We start from the raw sequence: 25,692 nt of genomic DNA, 5'->3' as shown, positions 1-25,692 counted from the left end.
CGTTCGTTCCTAGGAAGACTTATTGGTACTTGCGCACCCGCAAATACCACTCGGATAGCAACCGCACCTGCTTCTCTGTGTAACCTCGGTCGACCATACGATCGACAAAGTCTTTGTGTTTCTTCTGATCCTCTTTGGACGATTTCGGGTTGAAGGAAATAACCGGCAGCAAGTCCTCGGTGTTGGAGAACATTTTCTTCTCAATGACCGCACGCAGCTTCTCGTAACTCTGCCAACTGGGGTTGTTGCCGTTGTTGTTGGCCCGCGCCCGCAACACGAAGTTCACGATCTCGTTGCGGAAGTCTTTCGGGTTGCTGATGCCTGCTGGCTTCTCGATTTTCTCCAGTTCCTCGTTCAGGGCTACACGGTCGAGCATCTCGCCGGTTTCCGGATCGCGGTACTCTTGGTCTTGAATCCAGAAGTCCGCATAGGTGACGTAACGGTCGAAGATGTTCTGCCCGTACTCGGCGTAGGATTCGAGGTAGGCCGTTTGAATTTCTTTGCCAATGAAGTCGACGTACTGTGGCGCTAAGAACTCCTTAATGAAGGTGATGTAGCGGTCGTGCGTTTCCTGTGGGAACTGCGACTGCTCAATCTGGTTCTCGAGAACGTACAATAGATGCACGGGGTTAGCAGCCACTTCGGCGGCATCAAAGTTGAAGACTTTGGACAGTATTTTGAAGGCAAAGCGCGTTGACAACCCGTCCATGCCTTCATCAACTCCGGCAGAGTCTTTGTATTCCTGAATGGATTTCGCTTTAGGGTCGGTGTCCTTCAGGCTTTCGCCGTCATAGATGCGCATTTTGCTGAAGATGCTTGAGTTCTCCGGCTCTTTGATGCGTGACAGGACGCTGAACTCAGCCAACATCTTTAAGGTGTCGGGGGCGCATGGTGAGGCCCGCAACGAAGAGTTTTCGAGCAGTTTTTTGTAGATGTTGATTTCTTCACTGACGCGCACGCAATACGGCACTTTGACGATGTAGATGCGGTCTAGGAAGGCTTCGTTGCTGCGGTTGTTGCGGAACGCTTGCCATTCACTTTCGTTCGAGTGGGCCATGATGGTGCCGTTGAACGGAATAGCCGACATGCCTTCGGTGGCGTTGTAGTTGCCCTCTTGGGTGGCGGTCAGCAACGGGTGCAGCACTTTTAAGGGTGCTTTGAACATCTCGACGAATTCCATCAAGCCTTGGTTGGCTTTACAGAGTGCACCAGAGAAGCTGTAGGCGTCCGGGTCGTGCTGTGCATATTCTTCGAGCTGGCGGATATCTACTTTACCAACCAAGGCAGAGATGTCCTGGTTGTTTTCGTCACCGGGTTCGGTTTTAGCGATGGCGATCTGATCCACGATAGAAGGATACAGTTTGACCACGCGGAATTTGGAAATGTCGCCGCCGTATTCGTGCAGTCGTTTAATGGCCCAAGGCGACATGATGCCTTTAACATAACGCGGCGGGATGCCGTAGCGCTCTTGTAGGATGTCGGAATCTTCAAGGGGGTCAAATAAGTTCAGAGGGCTTTCGTATACGGGCGAACCCTTGATGGCGTAAAAGGGGATCTTCTGCATCAGCAGTTTCAGTTGCTCGGCGAGTGAGGATTTACCACCCCCCACGGGGCCCAGCAGGTAGAGTATTTGTTTGCGCTCTTCAAGCCCTTGGGCGGCGTGCTTGAAGTAGCTGACCACCTGTTCGATGGGCTCTTCCATGCCATAAAAGTCGCTGAAAGCAGGATAACGTTTGATGACTTTATTCGAAAAGATGCGACTGAGTTGCGGGTCCTTGGCCGTATCAATCACCTCTGGCTCGCCGATGGCAGCCAGCATGCGTTCGGGCGCCGTGGCGTAGGCGCCTGGATCACTCTTGCAGAGGTCCAGATACTCTTCCAGTGAGAATTCTTCCTGTTTTTTGGCCTCGTAGCGGTCTTTGAAATGGTTAAAAATATCCATACAGGCACCCCCTCAAATAGCCTTAACACAGCAGCGCCGAAAATTTGTCGGCACACTAGAGTCTTTGCAATTTCTACACCCAGTTAAACCTGTTTACACTGGTGTTATACGTAGGTGTAGGGTCTTTGGCTCTATTGAGAGTGTAGCTCAAGGAAGGCTAAAGCAAAGGGCGGTTGCAACATTTACTGTTTGCGTGCACCGCCCTAGGCACTTGCATAGGGCGCTCAGCGCCCGCCCCGCACCAAGCGAACATTACGATTGCTGCTGCGCGACGCATTGCCGTATGAGAATGCCGTACCGACATGAACATACCAAGTCTGACTGGTCGAGTCAGGGTATGGCGTGCCAGTCCAAAAGAAGGTACTGGGGGTATTAGGAAAGAATTCCGGATTCATGGCAGGTGCACTTTCCATGGGGTCGAGGATACTCTGCAACTCCTGCAGTGTTGGCAACCGCCAATCATTGTGACCACAAAGATTGGCGGCATTCACCGCCGCAATAAAGGCGGCGGTATTGCAGGGTTGGCTACCCAAAGAATTGCTGCATGTCAGTGGGTTACCGCGCACTCCGGACTCCGTGGCCGCATCAAACCAAGTATAGCGATGGCCCGAGAAGCGCAAATGCCGCGGATCTTCCGTTTTAATTTCCCACAATAGATCCGTGGTGCGGTCGAGGGTACAGGCCCACTGCGCCGGATCAGGTCCAAGGCCAACCGCTGCCGTAACGGTAAAGCCTGAATTAGATATTTTCTGGTAGCGATTATCGGCAACCCCCTGGCCAAACGCCAGCGACGACAGACCGAAGATAAGACACCACGCCAGTGTATTCACTCGGCTGATATGGCCCAGCTTATTCAAAAGGCACCCCCAACGCCCTGATTAGACGTTTTCTTGTTATTATGAGCCCACTGTAACGCATTTCCTCTAGGTATGCTGTCCGTACAACTACGTATTCAATTTATTGTCATTTTGGCAACTGCCAATCGATTTGCGTCTGTCGCGTGGCGTGCAGGTAGGCGTTGGCCAAGGAAAAGTGTCGGCACCCCAGAAAGCCCCGATAGGCCGACAAGGGTGAGGGGTGTGGGGCACGCAAAACTAAATGGCGGGACTCATCCACCGACCCCGCTTTCTTTTGCGCGTAACTCCCCCACAACATGAACACCACCGGCGTTGGCCCTGCCGCCACACCCGCAATCAATAGGTCAGTCAGACTTTCCCAGCCGCGTCGAGCATGGGAACCCGCGTCGCCCGCGCGCACACTGAGCACGCTGTTCAACAACAGCACACCCTGTTGCGCCCAGGGTGTAAGGTCACCGTGTGGCGGTGCGACAAAGCCCACGTCTTCGGTCAGCTCTTTATAAATGTTCACCAAGGACGGCGGCACCGCAACTCCGTGCGGGACAGAAAAGCTCAAACCCATGGCCTGACCCGGCCCGTGGTAGGGGTCTTGTCCGAGTATCACGACTTTGACATCCTGGGGCGCTAGTGCCTCCAGCGCTGCGAAGCGCTGGTCTTTGGGTGGGAACAACAGGTGACCGGCTGATTCTTCTGCGTGCAGGAAATCGGCCAACCGCGCCGCGTCAGGGCTGCGCAAAAAGGGGTCAGCAATGGCCTGCCAAGCACTCGGAAGGTGCAACTGTGCATGCAGAGGATTAACAGGTGAAGTCATGCTATTGTCCTTGTGGTGATCATCCATACGCAGGGTGCTGAACGTATGCTTAAAAGATTTTGTGTAGACTAATCCGTAGTCATTGCCGCAATCAACCCTGGGAGTACCATGCTTAGACCATTCGTCATCGCCTGCCTGCTCTTGTGCGCCCAGGCTTCTGCTAATGCAGCGCAACGCACCATCACCTTAGATCCGCGCCAACTGGATCAGTGGACGGCACAATCTTTCGTTAATGCAACGCACTACAGCCACACGGACGAAGGCTTACTGGCCGAAGCCGACGCCAGTGCCAGTGGCTACCTGTATCGTTTCGACCCAGCGCTGCCGCCTGACACCGAACTGCAGTTTTCTTGGCAATTACTGGCCTCTTTAGACAACCCAAACGAGCGCATCAAAGCCGGCGATGACTTTGCCGGACGCGTGTATATTATCCAAGAAGGGCGCTTTTTCTGGCAAACACAGGCTTTGAACTATGTATGGAGTGCACAATCGGCTCCCGGCACGGTGTGGACCAGCCCGTATTCGCGACAAGTGCGTCTGTGGTCAGTGAATGGCCCGGACAGCGCGATCGGACAGTGGCAACACATTCAGCGTCGGCTGGCCGATGATTGGCAGACGGCCTTCGGAAGCCCCTTGCGCCGCATTGACGGCATCGCCTTCATGACCGACAGTGATGATACCGGAGGGGTAGCAACCATGTTGTATGGCCCCATCACATTGCTACCGGCACCGGCACGTCCCTAAAACGAGCTCTATGGCACAGTCCTTGCGGCTTTTTCCAGCAAAGCGGCAGAGCGAAGTTCCACCCCTGATCAGCCTGCACGTTGTCACATAGCTTTTGTACACTGCAACTGACACTATTTTATCGACGCGCTGTCCGGCAATACTTGCCCTGAAGCCAGCGCTACGTCCTTTTGCAAGAAGGAAAGACATCATGACCACCAAAGCGACGACCAAGACGACGGCCAAAAAGTCTTCACCCGCGAAGACACGTGCAGCGAAGCGTAAAGCTCCGGCCACGACCAAAGCCCTACAAGACAAAATTGTCCAGCACTTGCGCGGCACTCAGGGTACCTACGAAGAGAAAGCAACCCCCCAGGCTTGGTGGCGTGCAACGGCATGTGCCGTCAACGAATATGTAATGGCGGGTCTGACCGACACGCAAAAGACCCACTCGCGTTACGACACCCGCGCAGTGAATTACCTGTCGATGGAGTTTTTGATGGGTCGGCTGTTGTCGAACAACCTGCATAACTTGCAGTTGTTTGACGTCACCCGTGATGCCTTGGCTGCACTGGGCCAAAACATTGATGACTTGCTGGAAGAGGAGCCCGACATGGCGCTGGGCAATGGTGGCTTGGGCCGCCTCGCTGCCTGCTTCCTCGATTCACTGGCGTCGCTGAATTTGCCCGCCGTCGGTTACGGCATCCACTACGAGCACGGTTTGTTTGAACAGCACTTCCGCAATGGTCGCCAGATCGAGCGTCCTGACGCATGGCGTGAATACGGCAATCCTTGGGAAGTGTGCCGCCCCGAGTCTGCCCAAGCCGTTAAACTGTACGGCTATGTAGAGACCGTCTACGAAGGCGCGAAGCCGAAAAAAGTGTGGCATGCCGGCCGCACGATTAAGGCCGTGCCTTGGGACATACCCATTGTCGGTTACGACGGCGGCAATGTGAACATTTTGCGTCTGTGGGAAAGCCGAGCGACGGATTTCTTTGATTGGGATGTATTCAATGCGGGCGGCTACGTTGACGCTCAAGCGGAACAAGCCCAAGCAGAAACCATCTCCAAAGTGCTCTACCCCAACGATGAAACCGATGCGGGGAAAGAACTGCGTCTGATTCAACAGTATTTCTTCTGTGCGGCTTCGGTCGCCGACATCGTGCGGCGCTATCGCCGCGCCCATGGCGACGACTGGTCACAGTTTCCGAAGCTGGTGGCCATTCAGTTGAACGACACGCACCCGGCCATTGCCGTACCGGAACTGATGCGCTTGCTGCTCGACGAATACAACATGGTGTGGGCTGATGCTTGGTCGCTGTGTCAGCAGGTCTTCTCCTACACCAACCACACCTTGCTCCCTGAGGCTTTGGAGAAGTGGACGGTACGCCTGTTCGAGAAGGTATTGCCACGCCACCTCGAAATCATTTATGAGATCAACCACCAGTTCCTGACCACACTGGTCGAAGCGAAATGGCCCGGTGACGACGCCATGAAGCAACATCTGTCGATCATCGAAGAAGGTCACGAACGCATGGTACGCATGGGAAATCTGTGTGTTATCGGTTCGCATAAGGTCAATGGTGTAGCCCAGGTACATTCAGATTTGGTAAAGACCGATTTGTTTCCTGAGTTTCATGCCCTGTGGCCTGACAAGCTGACCAACGTTACCAACGGCATCACTCCGCGCCGCTGGCTGAAAGCCTGTAATCCGCGCTTGGCGACCCTGATTGACAAGCATATTGACGCCGACTGGCCGCTGCACCTTAACAAGCTTCAAGGTTTAGCCGCCAAAGCCGACGACACCAAGTTCCAGCAGGCCTTTATGGACGTGAAGCGCGCGAACAAGGTGGATCTGGTGGCAGAGATTAAGCGTCTGACCGACATCGACGTCAGCCCGGATGCAATCTTTGATATCCAGATCAAGCGCCTGCACGAGTACAAGCGTCAGCACCTGAACTTGTTACACATTCTGGCTCTGTATCGTCGCCTGCTCGACAACCCGAATTATGACATCGTACCGCGCGTCTTTATTTTTGGTGCCAAAGCAGCACCGGGTTACAAGCTGGCAAAAGACATCATTTACGCCATCAATAAGGTCGCTGAGCGGATCAATAACGACACGCGCATTGACGGCAAATTGAAAGTGGTGATGTTGCCGAACTATCGCGTCAGCTTGGCGGAAAAAATGATTCCCGCAGCCGATGTGTCAGAGCAAATTTCGACCGCAGGCAAAGAAGCCTCAGGCACTGGCAACATGAAGCTGGCTCTGAACGGCGCATTGACCATAGGCACCTTGGACGGCGCGAACATTGAGATCGCCGAGGAAGCGGGTGAAGAAAACTGCTTCATTTTCGGTCTGACGGTCGATGAGGTGAAGGCCCTGAATGCCAATGGCTACAGCCCGTATGACTACTACGACCATGATGAAGAAATCAAAGCTGTACTGGATTGGCTCGACAGCGACTTCTTCACACCCGGGCACCCCGGTGAGCTCTCTGGCTTGAAGAACAGCTTGTTGGCCGGTGGTGACCCATACAAGGTGCTGGCCGACTTCCGTTCCTACAGCGATGCGCAACAACGAGTCGATGCGAAGTATCGTGACAGTAAGGCGTGGGCGCGCAGTGCCATCATTAATACGGCGACCATGGGTAAGTTCAATTCGGACCGTTCGATTCAGGATTATGTGGATCGAATTTGGCATTTGAAGCCATACCCACGGGATAATAGCTAGCTGATGCTAAGGTGATGCCGCCGGCGCGGGCTGCCGGACATCTTCGGTGATATAGTTCGGTGATATAGTTCGGTGATATCGGCACGGGCTTTCGGGGTATGCCGCCAGCGCTCAACGGCAGGCCGAAAATGCGCGCTTTGCGGCATATACCCTGCGCCCCGCCTCAGCCAATGTGCGCCGTCACGTATAGGGCGGAAAGCGTAGCGTCATTCACCGCAATAGTTCGGTGATCCCGGCACGGACTGCCGGGATATGTCACCAGCGCTCAACGGCAGGCCGAAAATGCGCGCTTTGCGGCATATACCCTGCGCCCCGCCTCAGCCAATGTGCGCCGTCACGTATAGGGCGGAAAGCGTAGCGTCATTCACCGCAATAGTTCGGTGATCCCGGCACGGACTGCCGGGATATGTCACCAGCGCTCAACGGCAGGCCGAAAATGCGCGCTTTGCGGCATATACCCTGCGCCCCGCCTCAGCTAATGTGCGCCGTCACTATAGGGCGGAAAGCCGCCCTTGCTTTCCCGAGAACTCATTCATCAAAAACTCCAATCACCTATTGATAATGATTATCATTTAGATTAGTATATTCTGGTCGTGATAACACAGCGTCCGGGAAGATACTGTGTCGATCGGTCGACGGTTGTAGGGGCCGAACACCGATCTTGTTGAAGGATCAACACACCTCTGAAGACACTCTTGAGCGGTTATTCGGTCGCCGGGCTGACGGTCGGATACCGCTCCTTTTTTTCAATCTTCTATATATCGTCGCCGTACTGGAACGAAAAGCGTTTATTTTCGTGGTACGGGAAGACATCTTCCACATAACCGTCTTTCAAACGCATCTGCAAACCCTGCCAATACTGCGGCGTCAGTAAATCGCCGTGCGTGTCTTCAAACACCCGCTTATCTACTTTGTCGGTCACCAGGAAGTGCCGGAACTCTTCCGGGAACACGTCACTGGGGTGTACGGAATACCACGGTTCGCTGGCCATCTCCTGCTCCAGCGTCTGCGCTTCCGGGATCTTGCGGAAGTTACATTCGTCGAGATAACACACTTCGTCGTAGTCGTAGAACACCACGCGGCGTACCCGCGTTACGCCAAAGTTCTTATGCAGCATATCGCCCGGAAACAGATTGGTAGCGGCGATCTCTTTAATTGCCAAGCCGTAGTCAACGATGGCATCGGCAGCCTGTGCTGGGGTCGCTGTATCCAAATACAGGTTCAGTGGGGTCATGCGCCGCTCAATGTAGAGGTGCCCGATGATGACGTCGTCACCGTCCAAACTGACTTCAGACGGTGCGACTTTCAATAGCTCTTCTACCAGCTCGTCCGCAAAGCGACTTCGCGGTAGGGCGACGTGGCGGTATTCGAGCGTATCGGCCATGCGCCCTGCCCGGTCGTGTTGCTTAACCAGTTGGTACTTTTCTTTCACGCCCTGTTTGGTGTTCTGTTTGCTGGGCGCGAACTTATCTTTAATGATCTTAAATACATAGGGATACGACGGCAGCGTAAACACCGTCATTACCATGCCTTCAATGCCTGGCGCGATGACGAACTTGTCGGCGCTGTCTTTCAGGTGATGCAGCAAGTCGCGGTAGAACACCGTTTTGCCGTGTTTGTGCAGACCAATGGCGTTGTACAGTTCCGACTTACGCTTGTTCGGCATAAGTTCCTTTAAGAAGCGTACGATGCCGGAAGGGTCCACCGTATCGACCATGAAGTAGCTGCGTGCGAAGCCAAACACTATGCTGACGTCGGACGCGTCCATCAACAGAGCATCAATGTAGAGTTCGTGGTTGTCGTTGATCAGGATGGGCACCACGCAAGGCTGCTGTGCGTCCTTACTGACCACGCGACCCACCACGTAGGCTGCTTTGTTACGGAAAAACAGGTTGCCCAGAATGTCGATACGCAAATTGTCTTCGGGGCCAATAGTGACTGCCGACTGCTTGTAAAAGCTGTCACGCAGGCGTTCAACATCGCGCTGTAAATCTTCAAAAGGCTGCTTTAGACCAAAGCTTTTCAGGATCTCATGGATGTTGGTTTCGAAGCCATCCATACGGGGGTAATAGCTGGCGTAAGCGTGACTGTCGCGCACGGCCAGTATTTCGTCCGCGTACGAGTCCACAAAGATGTATTCATTGTGGTAGTACTGACGATCAAACAGGTGACAGAACACGGAGTTAAAAAAGGTTTCTGCCAGCTCTGGTTGTCGGTGTTGCAACATCAATCGGCAGAACGACTTCTTGACCAAGCGCCACAGTTCGGGATCGACTTCCGTCATGCTCGGGTATTCGGCGCGCACCTTGGTGACCGTCTGCGCCACACTGTCTTCATACAGATTGATACGCTCACGGTGCAGTTGCTGTCCGGCTTTCCACAGTTCGCCCTCAAAGCGCGTTTGCGCACCCTGCGTAATGGAGCGAAAGCGCGCATAGTGGTCATCAAAACCAAAACAAATGAGTTGCGCGATCAGGCGAGCGATTTTATCGGACATTTTTATTGTGCTCCAAGTCCAGCAGACTCCCATTGAACGTGCAGTGTAACATTCCAGTCATACCTGCCTAGTGTTGGAGCATTCAATGTGTTTATACCCATTATTGGAGGCGCACATTATTAAGGAGTATCCTGTTGCTCACGTGCCAGGCCTCGGTCAATCTTGGCCTGAATTTTCTCAGCCGCATCCGCCACCTGCTGGCGCAGCCATATGTGACTGCGGTCATGATGCAACAACGGGCTCCAGACCATTTTCAGTTCGATCGGCGGGATATCAAACGGCGGTTTGAAGATAGCCAATTGCGGCAACGGTGCGTATATCTGTGCAGCGCGCGCGGGCACGGTAACAATGAGGTCGCGAAACAATGCCAAGTACATGGCGACGTGGTAATCACGGGTAAACAGTTTAATTTTACGCGTGTGCCCCATCTGTTCCAGCTTACGATCCACCCAGCCCAGCTTCTGCATATCAGCACTGCTGATACCCGTGCCCACGCCATAGCCGGTTTTGCTGACCCACACATGATCGGCCGCCAAATAGGTTTCTAAGGTGAAGTTTTCGACACACGGATGCTGATGATGGACGAGGCAGCGAAAGTCGTCGTGCCAGAGGTTCTTCTGATAGAACGACAAGGGCAGGTCTTCAAACATGTTGATCGCCATGTCGATCTTACCTTCTTCAACGTCGCGGAAATCAACGTCACTCGGTGTCATGATATCCAGCACCAAGTTCGGTGCCTTGTCACGGATGCTGCGCATTAACTCGGGCAGTAAAGTGGTGGCCGCATAGTCACTGGCCATGATACGAAACACGCGTGGTTCGGTTTCTGCGTTAAATTCTTCATCAGACTGCAGGGTCGCTTCCAACTCCATCAACAGTTGATGAATGACGGGCTGCAAGGCCAATGCGCGAACAGTGGGTTCCATGCCGCGCGACGTGCGCACCAACAGTGGGTCATGGAACATCTCACGCAGACGTTTCAAGCCATTACTCATCGCCGGTTGACTGATGTTCAGTCGGTCGGCCGCACGGGTAACGTTTTTTTCGCGCAACAATACATCAAGGTAAACCAACAGATTTAGGTCGTGGCGGGCAATATTCACTGGTCTTATACCGAACATAGCAAAGGACTATTTCCGACCTTATCGCCCCGCGTCTATTCTGGCAAGCACGAACCTTACAATTGGGTGAAGAACACATCCTCACGCCGAAAATCAAACACTTTACGACATGACTTACAAATACCCGACTATTGCTTTGGTTGTCCGCGAAAACATGTGGTACAAGATTTCAACGCGCAGTTTACGATGAGCATAGCTCCAGTAATGCTTAACAGCCACAACGCTGTTTAGAAAAGGACACCAAAGAGTGTCTAAAAAGGCCACTAGAGCCTGAATAAAATGCTCCGGCGAATGGTCAATGGAGCAAATCAGTACTACGGGATTCGACTAGAGGAGAACCGCCAATGAACCCGGCCAGCCCCACGGCCCAGGTAGACTTGTCTACTGAAGAATTGATCGAACGTGCATTACGGGACAACGAAGGCACCCTGTCTTCAACCGGCGCACTGGTCGTCAATACCGGACACCGAACCGGACGCTCACCGAAAGACCGCTTCTATGTATCCGACGCCGAAACTGAAAGCACCATCAACTGGGGTGCAGTCAACCGACCTTTCGACGCCACTCAATTCGATCAACTATGGACTCGAGTGGGCGCTTACCTGAACGAGCGCAACCACTACGTTGGCCACCTGCACGCCGGTGCTGACCCTGACCACTATATTCCGTTGCGCGTAAGCACTGAAACCGCGTGGCACCAGATTTTCGCCCGTACGCTGTTCATCGTACCCACAGCCTGGAACCCAGGCAGCAAAGATGGCTGGCAGATTCTCAACGCCCCCAGCTTTGTGTGCGACCCAGAGCGTGACGGCACCAACAGCGACGGTGTGGTCATCATCAACCTCAGCCAACGCAAAATCCTCATCGCAGGTATGCGCTACGCCGGCGAAATGAAGAAAGCCGTGTTCTCTGCATTGAACTACCTGCTTCCCAGCGCCGACATTCTGCCTATGCATTGTTCGGCGAATATGGGTAAAGATGGCTCTACGGCCTTGTTCTTTGGCCTGTCTGGCACCGGCAAAACGACCTTGTCAGCCGACCCAAAACGCTTGCTGATCGGTGACGACGAGCACGGCTGGGGACGTTCTGGCATCTTCAACTTTGAAGGCGGTTGCTACGCGAAGTGCATCAACCTGAGTGAAAAGAATGAGCCGATGATTTGGCAAGCCATTCGTCGCGGCGCAGTATTGGAAAACGTCGTTGTCGACGACCAAGGCGTAGCGGATTACACCGACGTCAGCCTCACCGAGAACACCCGTGCAGCTTACCCGTTGACTCTGATTGAGCAGCGCGTACCGGAAAATCGAGGACCTGAACCCAAGGCCGTAGTGTTCCTGACCTGCGACCTAACCGGCGTATTGCCACCGGTTTCTCGTCTGAGTTCGGAAGCCGCTGCTTATCACTTCTTAAGTGGCTATACCGCATTGGTGGGCTCTACCGAAATGGGTGCCGCGAAAGGGATCAAGTCAACATTCAGCATGTGCTTTGGGGCGCCCTTCTTCCCACGCCCACCGCAAGTATATGCCGACCTGTTGCGCCAGCGTGTCGCCGAGTCAGGAGCGGATGTTTACTTGGTCAACACCGGCTGGACACAAGGTGGCTATGGTGAAGGTCGCCGGTTTTCTATTCCAGAAACCCGCGCCATCATTGACGCCGTGGTCTCAGGTGAGCTGAAGAACGTCCCCGTAACCCGCTTGCCGGGCATCAACTTGGATGTACCGACCGCTGTGCCTGGTATAGACAGCACGTTATTGAACCCACGCGAAGGTTGGGCTGATCCGGCGAAGTATGACGCCGCCGCCGCCGCTCTTATCGCGCAGTTCAATGAGAATTTCAAACAGTTCGACGTCAGCGCGGATATCGTCGCGGCGGGGCCACAAGCCTTCTCTGGGCAATCCACTGTGCAAAAAAGCGCCTAGAGAGTCATAGAATGGTGTCAAATTGACGCGATAGCCATTCTGCGATTCTCGTGCCCAAGGCGCGACCCTTTTGCCGTCCATCCCTGATGGACGGCATTTTTTATTCCCCGATCCGCTTGACGCCTATCGCTTCGTAAGCCTATCTTGAGGCAGGTGACCGGTGAAAACAGGAGGGGATATGCGCTTAGTGGATACCGCGAAAATTCATTGCCCGTATTGCAATGAGTCCCTGAGTGTTGCCTTAGACCCGAGTGAACCGGAACAAGAGTACACGGAAGACTGCCAAGTTTGCTGTCGGCCGATGATACTGAGTGTTCACTTGGAACCCATGCATGCACCCTACGTGGTCGCGCGTCGCGAGGCCGATATATTCAGCCCAGGGGATTGAGGTTTAGTCAGGTTTTAACCGCAACACGCGCCGCTGATCCAGATTCACTGGCGGTTCATAGGCCGCCTGAAAGAATTCCCGCGCTAAACGACGTATCAATCCGGACGCCTCAGCCTCTTGCAGAACATCTTGCAACAATGCATGCAGAGCCTCATCGGTAGGCGTCACATAGAGGATGTGGTCTTTCTCGTACACAAACACCAGGTTTTCTTCAACGTCCAAGCCCGGGAACTGCTTCCATTCCAGAGCCATCTCATGCGCACCTCGTGGTAAATAGTCTACACTGCGACGCCCGGAAGCCACCATGCCATAGAGGTATTTCCAATCGCCAGACAAGGTATACAACGGCAAAGTGTTGGCCTGCCAAATGGCGACATCACGCCACGCCTCACCCAATCCCGCGACCAGATTACGCTCACGCAACTCTGCCAAGCTGTGCACATCGTTAAAACGCGGCTGATCGCCGGATTTAATGAAGAGCACCCGCTGACCAACGAGGTTGTCCGTCATCCCGACACGCACCGGAAGGTAGCGCGCGCTGCGCGTCGCTGTCTCGCCGAGGATGTGCGCACTAACCTCTCCTCGCTCTAGCATGACCTCCATGCGACTCATGGGTACATTTTCGACGTAGGTGATAGCGACCTGATACCCCGCCGCTTGCAACGCCTCGGTCAACACCAGTGAATTGTAGGCAAAGGCCTCCTCAGTGCCTCCCAAGCGCAGCTCGACAACCTTCGGCTCCGAAAACGTTTCAGCGTGCGACGCTACGGGCAGCCCAAGAACTACGCACCAAAATAAGCATAATCGAAGCTTCATGATTTCACCCCTTTACCACGCCATCGCTCTAAGGAAGACAGTCTACGGCAAGCGTAACGGTCGGACTTTAACCTTCATTTTCTTCACGCCATGCGTCTTCAGCGCATCTTCCGCTTTCCTTGCCTGACTGCGCTGCACCGCCACCAATGAATACATCGGAAATAGCGTAATCTTGCCTATATGGTCGCCCGATAAACCAGCCGTACCGGTCAGCGCCCCCAATATATCACCGGGACGCAGTTTCGCTTTCTTACCCTGATCCAGCTCTAGCGTAATAAACTCCGGCTTTTCAGGGCGTACTGCACGAATACTGGTATCCATGGGCACCAACTCCGGTGCCTGTGGACGCTCCTCCATAATCACCTGCGCTCGGCGACTGTCGGCGGTTGGCAGAATACTGACGGCTAAGCCGGTCGCCCCGGCACGCCCGGTACGACCGATACGATGGGTGTAAGCCGTGGTGTCGCGCGGGAGATCATAGTTGATGACCAACGGCAGGGCCGGAATATCCAGACCGCGGGCAGCAACGTCGGTTGCAATCAGCAACTGCAAGCTGCCATGGGCGAAACTTGCCAGTACTTTCTCTCGGTCGCGCTGCATCATGTCGCCCTGGATGGCAGCAGCACTGTAGCCTTCGTCACGCAAGGCCTGCACGACTTCACCGCATTCTGCCTTGGTGTTACAGAACACAATGGCTTGTTCACGTGGCCAGCGTTGTAACGCCTGAATCAAGCCAACCGGCAAGTCGCGCCCCGCCAACAACCAAATTTCTTCAATGTCGGTCGGTGACTCGGCCATGGCCACCGCCACTTCCGCCGGGTTGCGCAGCACCTCCTGACAGAACTGCTCGATCTCCGGCACGTAGGTCGCCGAAAACAACAGCGTTTGATGCTTGGCCGGTAACGCCTTGCGCACGGTGCGAATGTCGTCCATAAAACCCATGTCCAGCATGCGGTCGGCTTCATCCAAGACCAGCGTTTTTACGCCCTTGATGTCCAAACTGCCTTTGCGCAAATGCATCAACAGACGCCCCGGCGTGCCAACAACGATGTCGGCACCGTGTTCCAGTGAGCCCAACTGCGGGCCCACAGGCGCGCCGCCACATAGAGTCAGCACCTTGGAATTGGGCTGCCAGCGTGCAAGCTGACGCAAAACGCCAGCTACCTGTTCCGCCAACTCACGTGTGGGGCACATCACCAAGGCCTGTACTTCGCGTTGCTGACCGCGCTTCAAGTCGGCAGTCAACAAACTGACCAAGGGCACGCCGAAAGCGGTGGTTTTTCCACTGCCTGTGGGCGCCTTGGCCTTAACGTCCTGCCCCGCCAGAGCAACGGGAATGGCGGCAGACTGAATGGCGGTGGGCTGAGTAAAGCCCAGATCGTCCAGCACCTGAACCAGTTCGGCAGGCAGACTGAAGTCGCGAAAATGTGATGGCATGTAAAAAGTTTTCCGGAACACAAATTAAAACGAGAGGTTAGCACAATACCTGCCCAACTGCGCTCAAGGAACGCTCGAATGCTGCACTATCGCTGTAGGGATTTGCAGACGCTGCGGTGCAGGCTCTGCTATACTGCCGCCCATTCTCACTAATACGATGCTTGAGTATATAACCAGTGTTCAACGAACTAGATATCGCGCCACCTTTATCACGTGCCATGACCAAACACGGCATCCACGAGCCCACGGATGTTCAAGTGGCGGTCATTCCTAAAATCATGGACGGCAAGGACCTTATGGTCAGCGCCCAGACCGGCAGTGGTAAGACAGTCGCCTTCATATTGCCCATGGTGTCGGCGTTCAATTACACACCCTCCCCCCACACGGGTGTGCGTGCATTGATTCTTGCCCCAACGCGCGAGCTGGTGCGACAAATTCAACACGTATGTGAACAGCTTGGCGGCGCCATTAACGTCACTAGCTTCAGCGTCACCGGTGGCGTTGCCTTCAAAGAACAAGAAGCCGCGCTGCGCAAAACACCCGACATCGTCATCGCCACGCCGGGCCGACTCAAAGAACACCTAGAACGCGGCACCATCGACCTTTCCGACATTGAATATCTGGTGCTGGACGAAGGCGACCGCATGCTGGACATGGGCTTTCGTGACGACGTCATGATGATTGCTGAACATTGCCCGGAAGAACGCCAGTCACTGTTATTCTCCGCCACCTTGGATCACAAGGGCGTTATTGCCATGGCGCAGAAGCTACTGAAGTCCCCCGAGACAGTGTCCTTACACGAATCGCGCTCGGTACCGAGCAATATCACCCAGCAATTTATGCTGGCCGATGACGATGCTTTTAAAGAAAAACAACTGGCGGCCTTGTTGGAGCAAAGTGGTGAGCAGCAGGTCATCGTGTTCACCAACACCATTGTGAAAGCCGAGCGCTTGCAGGCTAAGTTTCGTAACGGCACCCGGCGTTGCGGCTTGCTGCACGGCAACCTGACGCAAGAAGAGCGTAATGCGGTGGTCAGCGGCATGCGTGACGGTCGTTTTCAGATGCTGGTCACGACGGACGTCGCCGCGCGCGGCCTTGACCTGCCCAGCGTTGGCCTGGTGGTCAACTTTGATCTGGCGCGTAAAGGCGATGAATACTTGCACCGCGTGGGCCGCACTGGCCGTGCCGGTGCTGAAGGTCGTGCGGTCAGTTTGATTGCTCCCAACGAATGGAACCTACTGGCAACGGTGCAGCGCTACCTGCGCACAGCCTTTATTCGAGCAGAAATTCCTGGCCTGAAAAGCAGCTACCAAGGCCCTGCCAAGGTACGCAATTCGGGTAAAGCGTACGGCAAGAAAAAACCGAAAGTGGATAAGAGCAAAGCCGCTAAGGCTAAGAAGAAGCCGACCAAGTCTGGCCCGCGCCCTTCTCGCCCACCGGCACCCCGTGATGGCTTTTCACCGCTGAAGCGCAAGAAGACTGACGATTAGGAGCCTGTAGGAGGCCAGCCCTCTGGCCGAGCCTTCGCGCATGCTCGTATGAACGGTATGCTGCGCTCCTGCGATCAGTGGACGAAGCGCGGCACACCTCAACGCCTCAGTTGTACGCGGCCGTCTTGTACGGTACTGAAAGGAAACGCTTCCATCATGGGCAACGTCGTGCCGATACGGCTTTCAAAGGCCAACCCATAGTCCAACGAATTACCGCTCAAGAACGCCTGATACAATGCCATGCCGGCATCCAGGAAAGACAGAGTAATGGGCACCTGAATCAATGCCTGACCCTTTTCCTCCATGCGCACGCGCTGGCGCACGTCGCCACTGGCAACGGCGTTGTTGTCCAAAGCAAATTCATAAGAAAACTGGTCAATCAACAACCCGAAGATGTTGGGATTGTCCATGGCCAGCGTCAACGTGAGGTCCGCACTGGACAAACTCAAGCGATCAGCTTTCAGGCTACTGACCCGAATTTGCGGCAGTCGTGGTACAGGCACTTCTCCTTCAGTGGCTACCGGCACTCTGACGCGACCAATCACTGGAATATCGAACCCCATACCTGCATCCAAGCGGTAAGCGATGCTCTCTCGTTGCGCCAAACCACTCACCAAGTCAAAGACTTCACTGAAAACCAATTCTACTGGCAGGGTAATGGTCTGCGAGGCTCCGGCTGCTATGCTATTGCCCCGATCCTGTTCCCCAGCCAGTAGACGTGATTGGTTCACGCTTAACTGATAATCCAGCGCACCCAAGGCGATGGCGTATAAATTCGGGTTGGTGACTTCAATTTGCGTATCAATACGCGCTGTCGTGGGAGTCAAAGCGACCAGGCGACTGCTCAAAACACGGGCAGTGGGCTCTTGCCAGCCCGCGTCGCCCAAAATGGCACAACTACTCACCAGTACGCTGATGAGCAATAGAACGCAGGATTTCAATACCGTTTGAAGCTTCAACATAGGGTGATTCTCTCGATGGCGCTAAATAAGTGGAAACGCTAGCTCACCATTAAGATAAGCGCAGAATGCAATGCCGTCCACCGCTGAATACGCAAACAGCGGCCGCCTGCGTGAAATAGCCGTATAGGTTATCCACAACGTAGTGGATGACTGTTACAGTTAGAAGCTCTTAAATCGCCTGATTGAAGTCGATTTTTCAATTCGCCGAACACTACACACAGAACCACACGACGTGAGAACGACAATCGCAATATGAAGCCTTGGTTTAGGGTTGGTAAACGAACGACTGCACGGCACGTCGTCATATCGCTATTCGGGCTGGCAGCTCTCCTTCTGCTGGCACAACCTACTGTAGCCGAAACTCGCTTCCGAGCCACCAACGCACAAACACTGTTGTTCACTTCGTCGGTAGACGACGATTTAGTAAAGACTCTGCGGGGTGCCCTGAACGACTATCGCAGCGAGCAGCGGCGTAATCAACTCGTGGTGGTTCGACCGCTCGCCCAGCAAAGTACAGAAGTGGGTATTCTGCGGGACCATCTGCGGGCGCTCGGATATTACAACCACGAAATAACGCCACGCCCGACCGATGACTATACTGAGCTGCGCTACCAGATTCGCACTGGCCGTGTATTTCGTTTACGCCAGATCGAGTGGGATTGGCCGGATGACGTGCCCACTCCACTGCCTGCACAAGGCAGCCTTCGTGCGGGCCAAGCCATAATTGCCCAAGACATTTTAGATGCACAGGCTCAATTACGTCGCGAAATACAGGCTGCGACCTGCTACTTACGTGTTAATGTGCGCTATGAACTTTCGCTGGATCGCGTCAACAACACCGGCAACATCCGCTTCTTTATGGAACCGAGCGAACAGGTGAACATTGGCGCCATACGCATTGAGGGTCTCGAAACGGTGGCCAGCGGCTGGGCTGCCCGCTTAACGCAGTTACAGCCGGGCCAGTGTTTTCAGCGGCGTGCGATGGACCAAGCCCGACTGGCGATGTACCAATCCAACCTGTTTGTACAGATCAATGAGGAAATTTCGCCACCGATCGATGGTCAAGTCGACGTCACCTTCACCGTGCAGGAACGTTTTCATCGTACCATCAAACTCGGTGGTGGCTATGATACTGACTCGGGTATCGGGGTATCTGCCGAGTGGACGCATCGCAATTTCGACGGCCGCGGCGAAAATCTCATCTTAGGCTCACAATGGAGTTTGTTGACTCAAGCGGTCAGTGCAACCTACATCATCCCGCGCCGCCAGCCTTTCTACCCCCGATTCACCCTCAGCAGTCGGTTGGAACAGACCATCTTTGATGAAACACCAACGGTCGTTTGGCAGAATGGTATCAGCTTGGAGCAGATACTTAGCCCAAGTTGGACGGCCACCGTTGGTGGTAATCTGCGCTCTACGTGGCTACGCGCCGATACTGGCACCGAATACGACCAATGGCTGGCGCTGCCGCTATCCGTGGTGCGTGACACCCGAGATGATGTGTTGGACCCTCGTCGCGGCTCACGGTTCTTGGTCAGTTCCGAGCCTAACTGGTCGCTGTCCGACACCCAGCCCGATTACGCCCGCTGGCAAACTGGGTTTCGTGGCTATCAATCCGTTTTTGACCCTTTGACTCTGGCAATTTCGGCTGAAGTCACCAGTTTGAGTGGTATCAGCGGCCCGTTGAATTTTGAGCAGCTCAGTGAGAGTGAGCGCTTATTCGCAGGTGGCGGCGGCTCGGTGCGTGGATGGCCCTTTCAGGAAGCAGGGGTGCCCGGCGGTGGACGCTTGCGCGTGTTAAACAGCGTGGAGCAGCGCTGGCGCTTCCTGCAAAACTGGGGGGTTGTCGCTTTCGTTGACTCGGCCTGGTTATCCAACGATGGCGAATTTCGTCTGGAAGACCGCGTGTCCGGTGCAGGCTTTGGCTTGCGTTATTTCACCAACTTCGCGCCACTGCGCTTAGACGTAGCATCCCCGTTACCTGACTGGGGTAACGAATGGAGCTTCTACATCAGTATTGGGCAGTCATTTTGAAACTGGTCATTAAAAGCGTCACCACAGTATTGCACTCGGTAAACCGATATGTGCTCCATATTTCCCTGACCTTTCTGGCCATGGCTGTGGTGTTTATCGGGGTGCTTATAGGCACCTCAGGTGGGCGAGAGTTCGCTGCGCGCCAGGCAATTGGCTTGGTGAATCAAACCACCGACTGGTACGTCCAAGCCATCGAAATAAAGAGTCCGCGCTATAACGAATGGTCCATTGGCACCCTGCGGGTGTTTGCGCCAAACGAAACCACTGCCAGCATTCAACTCGCTAATCTACAACTTGGCTTACCCGTACGGCCGTGGGAGCAACCCCTTACCCTCGACTATGTACATATTGGTCAAGCCAACGTCAACCTCGATCACCTACTGCCGCAGTCTGTTGCCGAAGCGCCATCACCAGAGAACGATAGCGGGGCCGCGAGCACAGACGATCGCCGCTTTGGCTTGTGGCTACACAGCCTACGCATAGACGATCTGCAGGTCAGTGATACCAAGGGTTCTCCTTTGCGCGGTCCTGCAGTGGGCAAGGCGTATTGGACACCCGAACAAAGCTTGCCGTCCATATCCTTGCTCTGGGGCGATACATTGCAGCCATTAATGTCATTGGATACCGATGGCGATAATACTGCATGGCGTGCCCGCGCAGATATTAATTTGCCCGCCGGGTCTTGGCCGCACCATTACTTGAGCTGGTCTGCCGATGTTGCTATGCGGGCAGCAGCCGATGTTGAACTCGATCTCGAAACAGAGCGGGGTCGTATTCATCAGCTCAATTTTCCATGGCAAGGTCATGCGGTTGCAGCAACCGGCGACATACAGCGCCTCGCTGACGGCTGGCAGATCAATACCCTTGCGGTACAGGTCGACGACCATGCCAGCAACCTGGCTGGGACTTGGAGTGACAGCCGTCGAAACATAACAGCGGAACTCAGTCTGCCCCTATCGTTGGCCAAACCTTGGCTTCCCAATTGGTTGGTCGAAGCCGATGCGGTACAGCCCGGGGACCATGTAGAATTCAAGCTTAACTGGCCGGATGACGCCCCATGGCAACTCACAGGTAGGGCCCAAGCTCACTGGTATGGCGATCGAAGCCTGCTGCGCCTGACAAGTACTGGCACCGGATTCGACGTCACCGCACTGGATGGACAGCTGCGTGTTGGTCCGAGCGAACTGAGTGCGAAGGGGGATTGGTCATGGACAGACCAGACCGGCACTCTCCGACTGGTGAGCACCCTGGATGCCGATATCGCGCGCGCATGGTGGACTCATCCTGGTATTTCAACCCTGGCCTTGCAAGGCGAATTGACCGGTGCAGGCCGTACAGCATCCGGTGACATCAATTGGCCGCAATGGCAAGGCATCATTGCCGCTAACGGACGCTGGCCGAGCGGCCCTAATATGGCTGATTTGCCGTGGCAAGCACGCGCTAATGCCGTGGTCAACTATCCGCAGATTAATTGGACAGACTTAGATCTGGATATTCGCGCCGCGGGCCAAAATGCGCAGCTCACCAGCAGCGGTGGGTTGGACATCACGCGCCAGCAACTCGACATCGACTGGCGACTGGCAGAGATTCCTGTCGACCAAATTGCTGGTACATGGGATCAATGGCCGGAAGGCTTGCGCATGCGATTGACCGGCGCCGGGCGTATAACCGGCGATTGGAATGACCCCCAAGGCAGTGCAAATCTGTCAGCCCGAGGCTTATGGAAAAGCAGCCCGTGGAGCCTCAGCATGGATGCGCCAGAACTTTCGACACAACGCATCAACATTGATCAACTGGCGGGTCGTTGGCGTGCCAGTCAACTGTCGGCCGATGTCGATATTTCGCCAAATCTTGAGCAGTCTTGGCAGACTTGGCCAATGGTTGCTCGCATCGACCCGCTGAAATTGAGTTTTCCCGATCTCGCAGCGCACATCGAACAATGGCCCGTCGAACTCCCAACGGGCTTAGTATCCTTGGTACTTGATGTTGCAGGCCCGCTCGGGAACCCTGATGTCATAGCCGCCGCCCAAGTAGATGCTGAGTACGCTGACTTCCCGTTGCAAGGTGAGTTGAACTGGCAAGACGATACACTTGTAGCGGATTTCAATTGGCAGGACCGCGCCCTAAGTCTGCAAGGCACAGGACGCCCGTGGGACAACGGAAACTGGCACCTCACCCTACAGAGATTGCAAACTGTGGACCTGCAACCTTGGATAAGTCTACCTGAAGAGCTGGTCGCCGCAGACTTGCGCCATGATCTACACCTGCAAGTGTCGGGCGGCCCGGCCCGCGCGGACATCAGTTTAACCAGTCAACATGCAGGGCGATGGGATGGTGACGTCCTACGCGCCGAGTTAGACGCCGCGGCCCACTGGAGCAACAATGTCATTGAGCACTGGGACATTCATCAGCTGGACGTTCAATGGGGTGAAGCCAGTTTAAACGCTGCGGGTCGCAGCACCAATGAAGGCTGGCTACCTGAAGCCTTCAGTGCACAAATGAACGACTTTCCATTAAGTCGTTTCATTCCCATTGCCAGTATCGACGGCCGCGTTTCAGGCAATTCCACCATCACTGCCGAATGGCCTGAATGGTCTGGCAACGTCGATCTACAGGTTGAAGGCAGCCGGGGAGACGAGATACTCCAAGGCGATATCAAAGGCAATTTCTTTGGCAATGCGTACAACGTTGGCCATGCTCAGCTTGAAACGCTGAACCTTACCTTGGGCGACGAACTGGAAATCACTGGCCAAGGGGGTTATTCACCAGAACTGTGGAATCTGCGCCTGAACTGGCGCGGTGTTAATGGCCGACCGCCAGCAGAACTTAACCTGCCAGATGCCGAATGGCGCGGCGACGGTGAGTTGGTGATTGCGGGGGCTGGCGACGACCCGGAAATCTCCTTGTCGTCATTGTGGCAAGCACAGCTGTCGACTGCGGATAACGGTGAACAATTGGATCTGAACTTAGCCTTAGATATTGCCACCACCGAACACGACATCGAAAGTGTTTTAACCTTCCGGCGTCCCGGGAAGCAACTGGCACAACTGGGTGTCTCGCTGCCGCGCCGCCCTTTGGCCGAGCGGCTTGATATGGCATGGGAAAGCTGGGACTTTGCCGCATTTTGGGACATCGACATCGATATGTCGGATCTCTTTTTCTGGCTGGGCTTGGAGTATGTGCAGATCGACGGAGCCCTGAGAGGTGACGGTGTGATCGGCGGCACCCTCGGCGACCCGAATACGGATGGTAATCTGGCTTGGATGAACGGCGCGTTGCGCATCCCCGAAGCGGGTGCTGAGCTGGACCGCATTAATGTAGCATTGATCGCCACTGACCTTACCACCCTCACGGTCACTGGCTCTGCTCGTTCGGGGAATGGCTCCGTCGGTATCGATGGCACGCTAGCCATACGTGACGGCAGGCCAGAAACCGACATAGACCTGCGTCTGAATCGAGCAGCCGTTGTGCAGCGCAGTGATGTTCAGGGCGTGGGCACGGGCTCACTGAACCTTTCAGGGAGCTGGCCTGACCTCTTGTTGGAAGGTGATATCGGCCTCAACACCTTGAACATTCAGCTCAATCGACTGGCTGGCCCAGCGGTTGCTCAATTAGAAATATTTGACGAGAAAAATGGTAATGGCACAGATTTTACGTCCACCATCCGTTTGAATATTGGTTTGCGCACACTGGATGTAGCCACCATCAGTGGCAATGGTTTGAATGCTCGGCTGTCGGGCGACCTGCGTTTATTAGGCACCCTTGCTGAACTGGAAACCGATGGTGCCTTTATCATTGAGTCTGGCACTTTCAACCTGCTGACCCGTGAATTTCGTCTACAAGAAGGTGAAGTGCGACTGGTGGACGAGGCGTTAAACGTCAACCTGCTGGCCGTTTATGACCGTATGGAAACGCGTATCGAAGCTCGCGTGACTGGCAGTGCTGAACAGTTACAGTTGCAATTGACCTCTCAACCCATGCTGCCAGAAGACGAAATCGTAGCGCAACTGCTGTTCGGTAAAACCATTCAGAACATGACGCCCTTCCAAGCCCTCCAGTTGGCTAGCGCGGTGAATCAGTTGCGTGGCGGAGATACCTTCGACCTGATCGTCGCGACACGCGATTCTCTGGGGTTGGATACATTGGAAATCGACAACATTGGCGAGGAAGAGTCTGATATTACCGTGCGTGTGGGTAAGTATCTGAACAGCCGCGTTTATGTTGAGCTAGATACCGAGCTGTCAGACGAGCGCGACTGGCGCGGCAGTGTAGAAATAGAGCTGACACCTAATCTAAGTGTGGAAACCTTTACTCGTTCGGGCAGCACCTTTGGCGGTGTTGAGCTGCGCTGGCGGCGCGATTACTAACGGGCAATCAAGTACGGCGTAGCACAGGAAAGGTCGCGTAGAGATTCGCCATCAATTGCTGCGCCGTTGCCACTGGATCAGGCTCATTACGCAACCGACACAGGGCACGGAACACATTGGGGATTTGCACGGGGCTGTTGCGTACGCCCTGATAGCCCGCCAAAGGCATGTCGGGGCTGTCGGTTTCCAGCAGCAACGCTGACAAGGGCACAGCCCCTAACGCCTGCCGTGTGCGCTGGGCGCGCTCATAGGTCATGATACCCCCTACACCCAAACGCAAACCCAAACCAACATACTCTTGCGCCATCTGCGTCGAACCACTGAACGCATGCACCACCCCACCTACTGGCGGCGTGCGTTTCAGCGCTTTGAGCAAGGCATTGTGTGCTTGGTGCTGATGCAGGACCACCGGCAAGCGATGATACTGCGCCAGCTCCAGTTGAGCTTCAAAATACGCCAGCTGACCAGCCATATCAGGCACGGTGCCATCCAGCCCTATCTCTCCGACCGCAATCACGGGGTAATGCGCCAGGAATTTGTCCAACTGCGCCAGATGACACCTTTGATGCTGCGCCATAAAGTATGGGTGCAGCCCCGCCGCACCCCACACACGCACACCTAGATCATCTTCTTCGTTAGCGAGCCAGTGAAAGAGTGATTGCCACTGAGTCGCATTCACCCCAGGAACAACAAGGGTACGAACGCCTCGTGCTGCGCAGGCAGCTAATACCGCCCGGCGGTCTTGGTCAAACACCGGGAAGTCGAGGTGGCAATGGCTATCGCTCCATTCCATCTTTATCACCCTGCCCGTCTGGTATTCCGCGCGCGGCTAAGTCAGCTCGTCGCAGCGCGAGTAACTGCGATGGGGATACCACCTCAATACCGGCTTCCGGCAGCAACGGCAAGATCCAAGTGAGGAATTCAATGGTTTCCGGGTAGGGGTGCCCAATCACGATCACTTCAGAATGGCGCTCAAGAATGCCCAAGGCTTGACCAAACTGGCCCATGATAAAGTCGTGCGTTTGCTCGTGATCGAGAAAGACATGGCGACGCAGTGCGGGAACACCCTGCTCGCGAGCCGCCTGATAAGCTACGCTGTTCGGGGTGGTCAATGAATCTATGAAATAAAGGCGGTGCGCGTGCAAATAATCCATCACGGCCGACATCGCTGCGGCATTTTCCGTCAACAAACTACCCGTGTGGTTGTTAATCCCTTGCACATGCGGCACATCCTCCAAGGCCTGCGCCAACGTCTGTTGCAGTTCTAGTGTCGACATCTCTGCTTGAAGGCCCATTGGCCCCAACGGCAGGCGCGCATGATTAGCCATAGGCATGTGCAACATCACTTCACGACCACGATTATGGGCCATGGTGGCAAGCTGTTTGCTGTACGCCAACCCTGGCAACACCGCCAGAGTGACGTTACCAGGCAGGTTAACCGCAGCCCGTCCTAGCGATAGATTATTGCCCACGTCATCAATAATGATGACCATCCGCAGAGGTTGCTGAGCTTGGGTGGTAAGACACAACCCAAGACTCAGCGATAGAATCAGCAAGCACTGCCGCCACATTATGTCGGCCTCATTTCCAGCGA

Annotated in this window: 17 protein-coding genes; 7 read left to right on the top strand and 10 right to left on the bottom strand. The window is 54.8% G+C overall.

The window, feature by feature from the left end; all coding sequences use genetic code 11:
* Positions 1-19 precede the first annotated feature (19 nt).
* The 3 genes from NFC81_RS03060 to ung form a co-directional block, all read right to left on the bottom strand.
* Positions 20-1,942 (bottom strand): PrkA family serine protein kinase, encoded by a 1,923-nt coding sequence (locus NFC81_RS03060; protein WP_304996068.1) that lies wholly within the window; start codon positions 1,940-1,942, stop codon positions 20-22.
* A gap of 224 nt (positions 1,943-2,166) precedes the next feature.
* Positions 2,167-2,799: a DUF1566 domain-containing protein gene (locus NFC81_RS03055; RefSeq protein ID WP_304996067.1), complete on the bottom strand. Its 633-nt coding sequence runs from the start codon at positions 2,797-2,799 to the stop codon at positions 2,167-2,169.
* 106 nt (positions 2,800-2,905) lie between these two features.
* On the bottom strand, positions 2,906-3,610 hold the full coding sequence (ung, locus tag NFC81_RS03050) for a uracil-DNA glycosylase (protein ID WP_304996066.1): 705 nt from the start codon (positions 3,608-3,610) through the stop codon (positions 2,906-2,908).
* A 108-nt stretch (positions 3,611-3,718) separates the two neighbouring features.
* Here ung and NFC81_RS03045 point away from each other — a divergent pair, with 108 nt between their 5' ends.
* Positions 3,719-4,354: a DUF3047 domain-containing protein gene (locus tag NFC81_RS03045; protein WP_304996065.1), complete on the top strand. Its 636-nt coding sequence runs from the start codon at positions 3,719-3,721 to the stop codon at positions 4,352-4,354.
* Between the two features lie 190 nt (positions 4,355-4,544).
* A complete protein-coding gene (locus NFC81_RS03040) occupies positions 4,545-7,067 on the top strand; it encodes a glycogen/starch/alpha-glucan phosphorylase (protein WP_304996064.1) in 2,523 nt (840 codons plus the stop codon).
* A 754-nt stretch (positions 7,068-7,821) separates the two neighbouring features.
* On the opposite strand, the gene aceK is transcribed toward NFC81_RS03040, so the two are convergent.
* Positions 7,822-9,564, bottom strand: coding sequence for a bifunctional isocitrate dehydrogenase kinase/phosphatase (gene aceK / locus NFC81_RS03035; RefSeq protein WP_304996063.1), 1,743 nt, complete (start codon positions 9,562-9,564; stop codon positions 7,822-7,824).
* Between the two features lie 119 nt (positions 9,565-9,683).
* The gene (locus NFC81_RS03030) at positions 9,684-10,685 is read right to left on the bottom strand and encodes a LysR family transcriptional regulator (protein ID WP_370529884.1); all 1,002 of its coding nucleotides are present in this window, start codon (positions 10,683-10,685) and stop codon (positions 9,684-9,686) included.
* A 344-nt stretch (positions 10,686-11,029) separates the two neighbouring features.
* Here NFC81_RS03030 and NFC81_RS03025 point away from each other — a divergent pair, with 344 nt between their 5' ends.
* Positions 11,030-12,604, top strand: a complete 1,575-nt coding sequence (locus NFC81_RS03025) for a phosphoenolpyruvate carboxykinase (RefSeq protein WP_304996062.1) — start codon at positions 11,030-11,032, stop codon at positions 12,602-12,604.
* Between the two features lie 178 nt (positions 12,605-12,782).
* Positions 12,783-12,992 carry a CPXCG motif-containing cysteine-rich protein gene (locus NFC81_RS03020; protein WP_304996061.1) on the top strand — a complete coding sequence of 70 codons (210 nt, stop codon included), beginning with the start codon at positions 12,783-12,785 and terminating at the stop codon, positions 12,990-12,992.
* A gap of 3 nt (positions 12,993-12,995) precedes the next feature.
* On the opposite strand, the gene NFC81_RS03015 is transcribed toward NFC81_RS03020, so the two are convergent.
* Both NFC81_RS03015 and dbpA read right to left on the bottom strand, forming a co-directional pair.
* Positions 12,996-13,808, bottom strand: a complete 813-nt coding sequence (locus NFC81_RS03015) for a hypothetical protein (protein WP_304996060.1) — start codon at positions 13,806-13,808, stop codon at positions 12,996-12,998.
* A gap of 42 nt (positions 13,809-13,850) precedes the next feature.
* The gene (dbpA, locus tag NFC81_RS03010) at positions 13,851-15,245 is read right to left on the bottom strand and encodes an ATP-dependent RNA helicase DbpA (RefSeq protein ID WP_304996059.1); all 1,395 of its coding nucleotides are present in this window, start codon (positions 15,243-15,245) and stop codon (positions 13,851-13,853) included.
* 176 nt (positions 15,246-15,421) lie between these two features.
* On the opposite strand from dbpA, the gene NFC81_RS03005 reads away from it, so the two are divergent.
* A complete protein-coding gene (locus NFC81_RS03005) occupies positions 15,422-16,735 on the top strand; it encodes a DEAD/DEAH box helicase (protein ID WP_304996058.1) in 1,314 nt (437 codons plus the stop codon).
* A 98-nt stretch (positions 16,736-16,833) separates the two neighbouring features.
* On the opposite strand, the gene NFC81_RS03000 is transcribed toward NFC81_RS03005, so the two are convergent.
* Complete coding sequence (locus NFC81_RS03000) at positions 16,834-17,697, bottom strand: LEA type 2 family protein (RefSeq protein WP_304996057.1); 864 nt, start codon at positions 17,695-17,697, stop codon at positions 16,834-16,836.
* Between the two features lie 252 nt (positions 17,698-17,949).
* Here NFC81_RS03000 and NFC81_RS02995 point away from each other — a divergent pair, with 252 nt between their 5' ends.
* Positions 17,950-19,731: a BamA/TamA family outer membrane protein gene (locus NFC81_RS02995; RefSeq protein ID WP_304996056.1), complete on the top strand. Its 1,782-nt coding sequence runs from the start codon at positions 17,950-17,952 to the stop codon at positions 19,729-19,731.
* Complete coding sequence (locus NFC81_RS02990; RefSeq protein ID WP_304996055.1) at positions 19,695-24,098, top strand: translocation/assembly module TamB; 4,404 nt, start codon at positions 19,695-19,697, stop codon at positions 24,096-24,098. The genes NFC81_RS02995 and NFC81_RS02990 overlap by 37 nt, the downstream gene beginning before the upstream one ends.
* A 7-nt stretch (positions 24,099-24,105) precedes the next feature.
* Here NFC81_RS02990 and NFC81_RS02985 read toward each other — a convergent pair whose 3' ends face one another.
* Together NFC81_RS02985 and NFC81_RS02980 are read right to left on the bottom strand one after the other, a co-directional pair.
* Positions 24,106-24,891 carry a TatD family hydrolase gene (locus tag NFC81_RS02985; protein ID WP_304996054.1) on the bottom strand — a complete coding sequence of 262 codons (786 nt, stop codon included), beginning with the start codon at positions 24,889-24,891 and terminating at the stop codon, positions 24,106-24,108.
* Positions 24,875-25,669: a divergent polysaccharide deacetylase family protein gene (locus NFC81_RS02980; RefSeq protein ID WP_304996053.1), complete on the bottom strand. Its 795-nt coding sequence runs from the start codon at positions 25,667-25,669 to the stop codon at positions 24,875-24,877. Before NFC81_RS02980 ends, NFC81_RS02985 begins: the two co-directional genes overlap by 17 nt.
* Positions 25,670-25,692: the final 23 nt, after the last annotated feature.

Source organism: Salinispirillum sp. LH 10-3-1 (assembly GCF_030643825.1).
Classification (GTDB): Bacteria; Pseudomonadota; Gammaproteobacteria; order Pseudomonadales; family Natronospirillaceae; genus Salinispirillum.
This window is presented reverse-complemented; position numbering and strand designations above follow the sequence as displayed.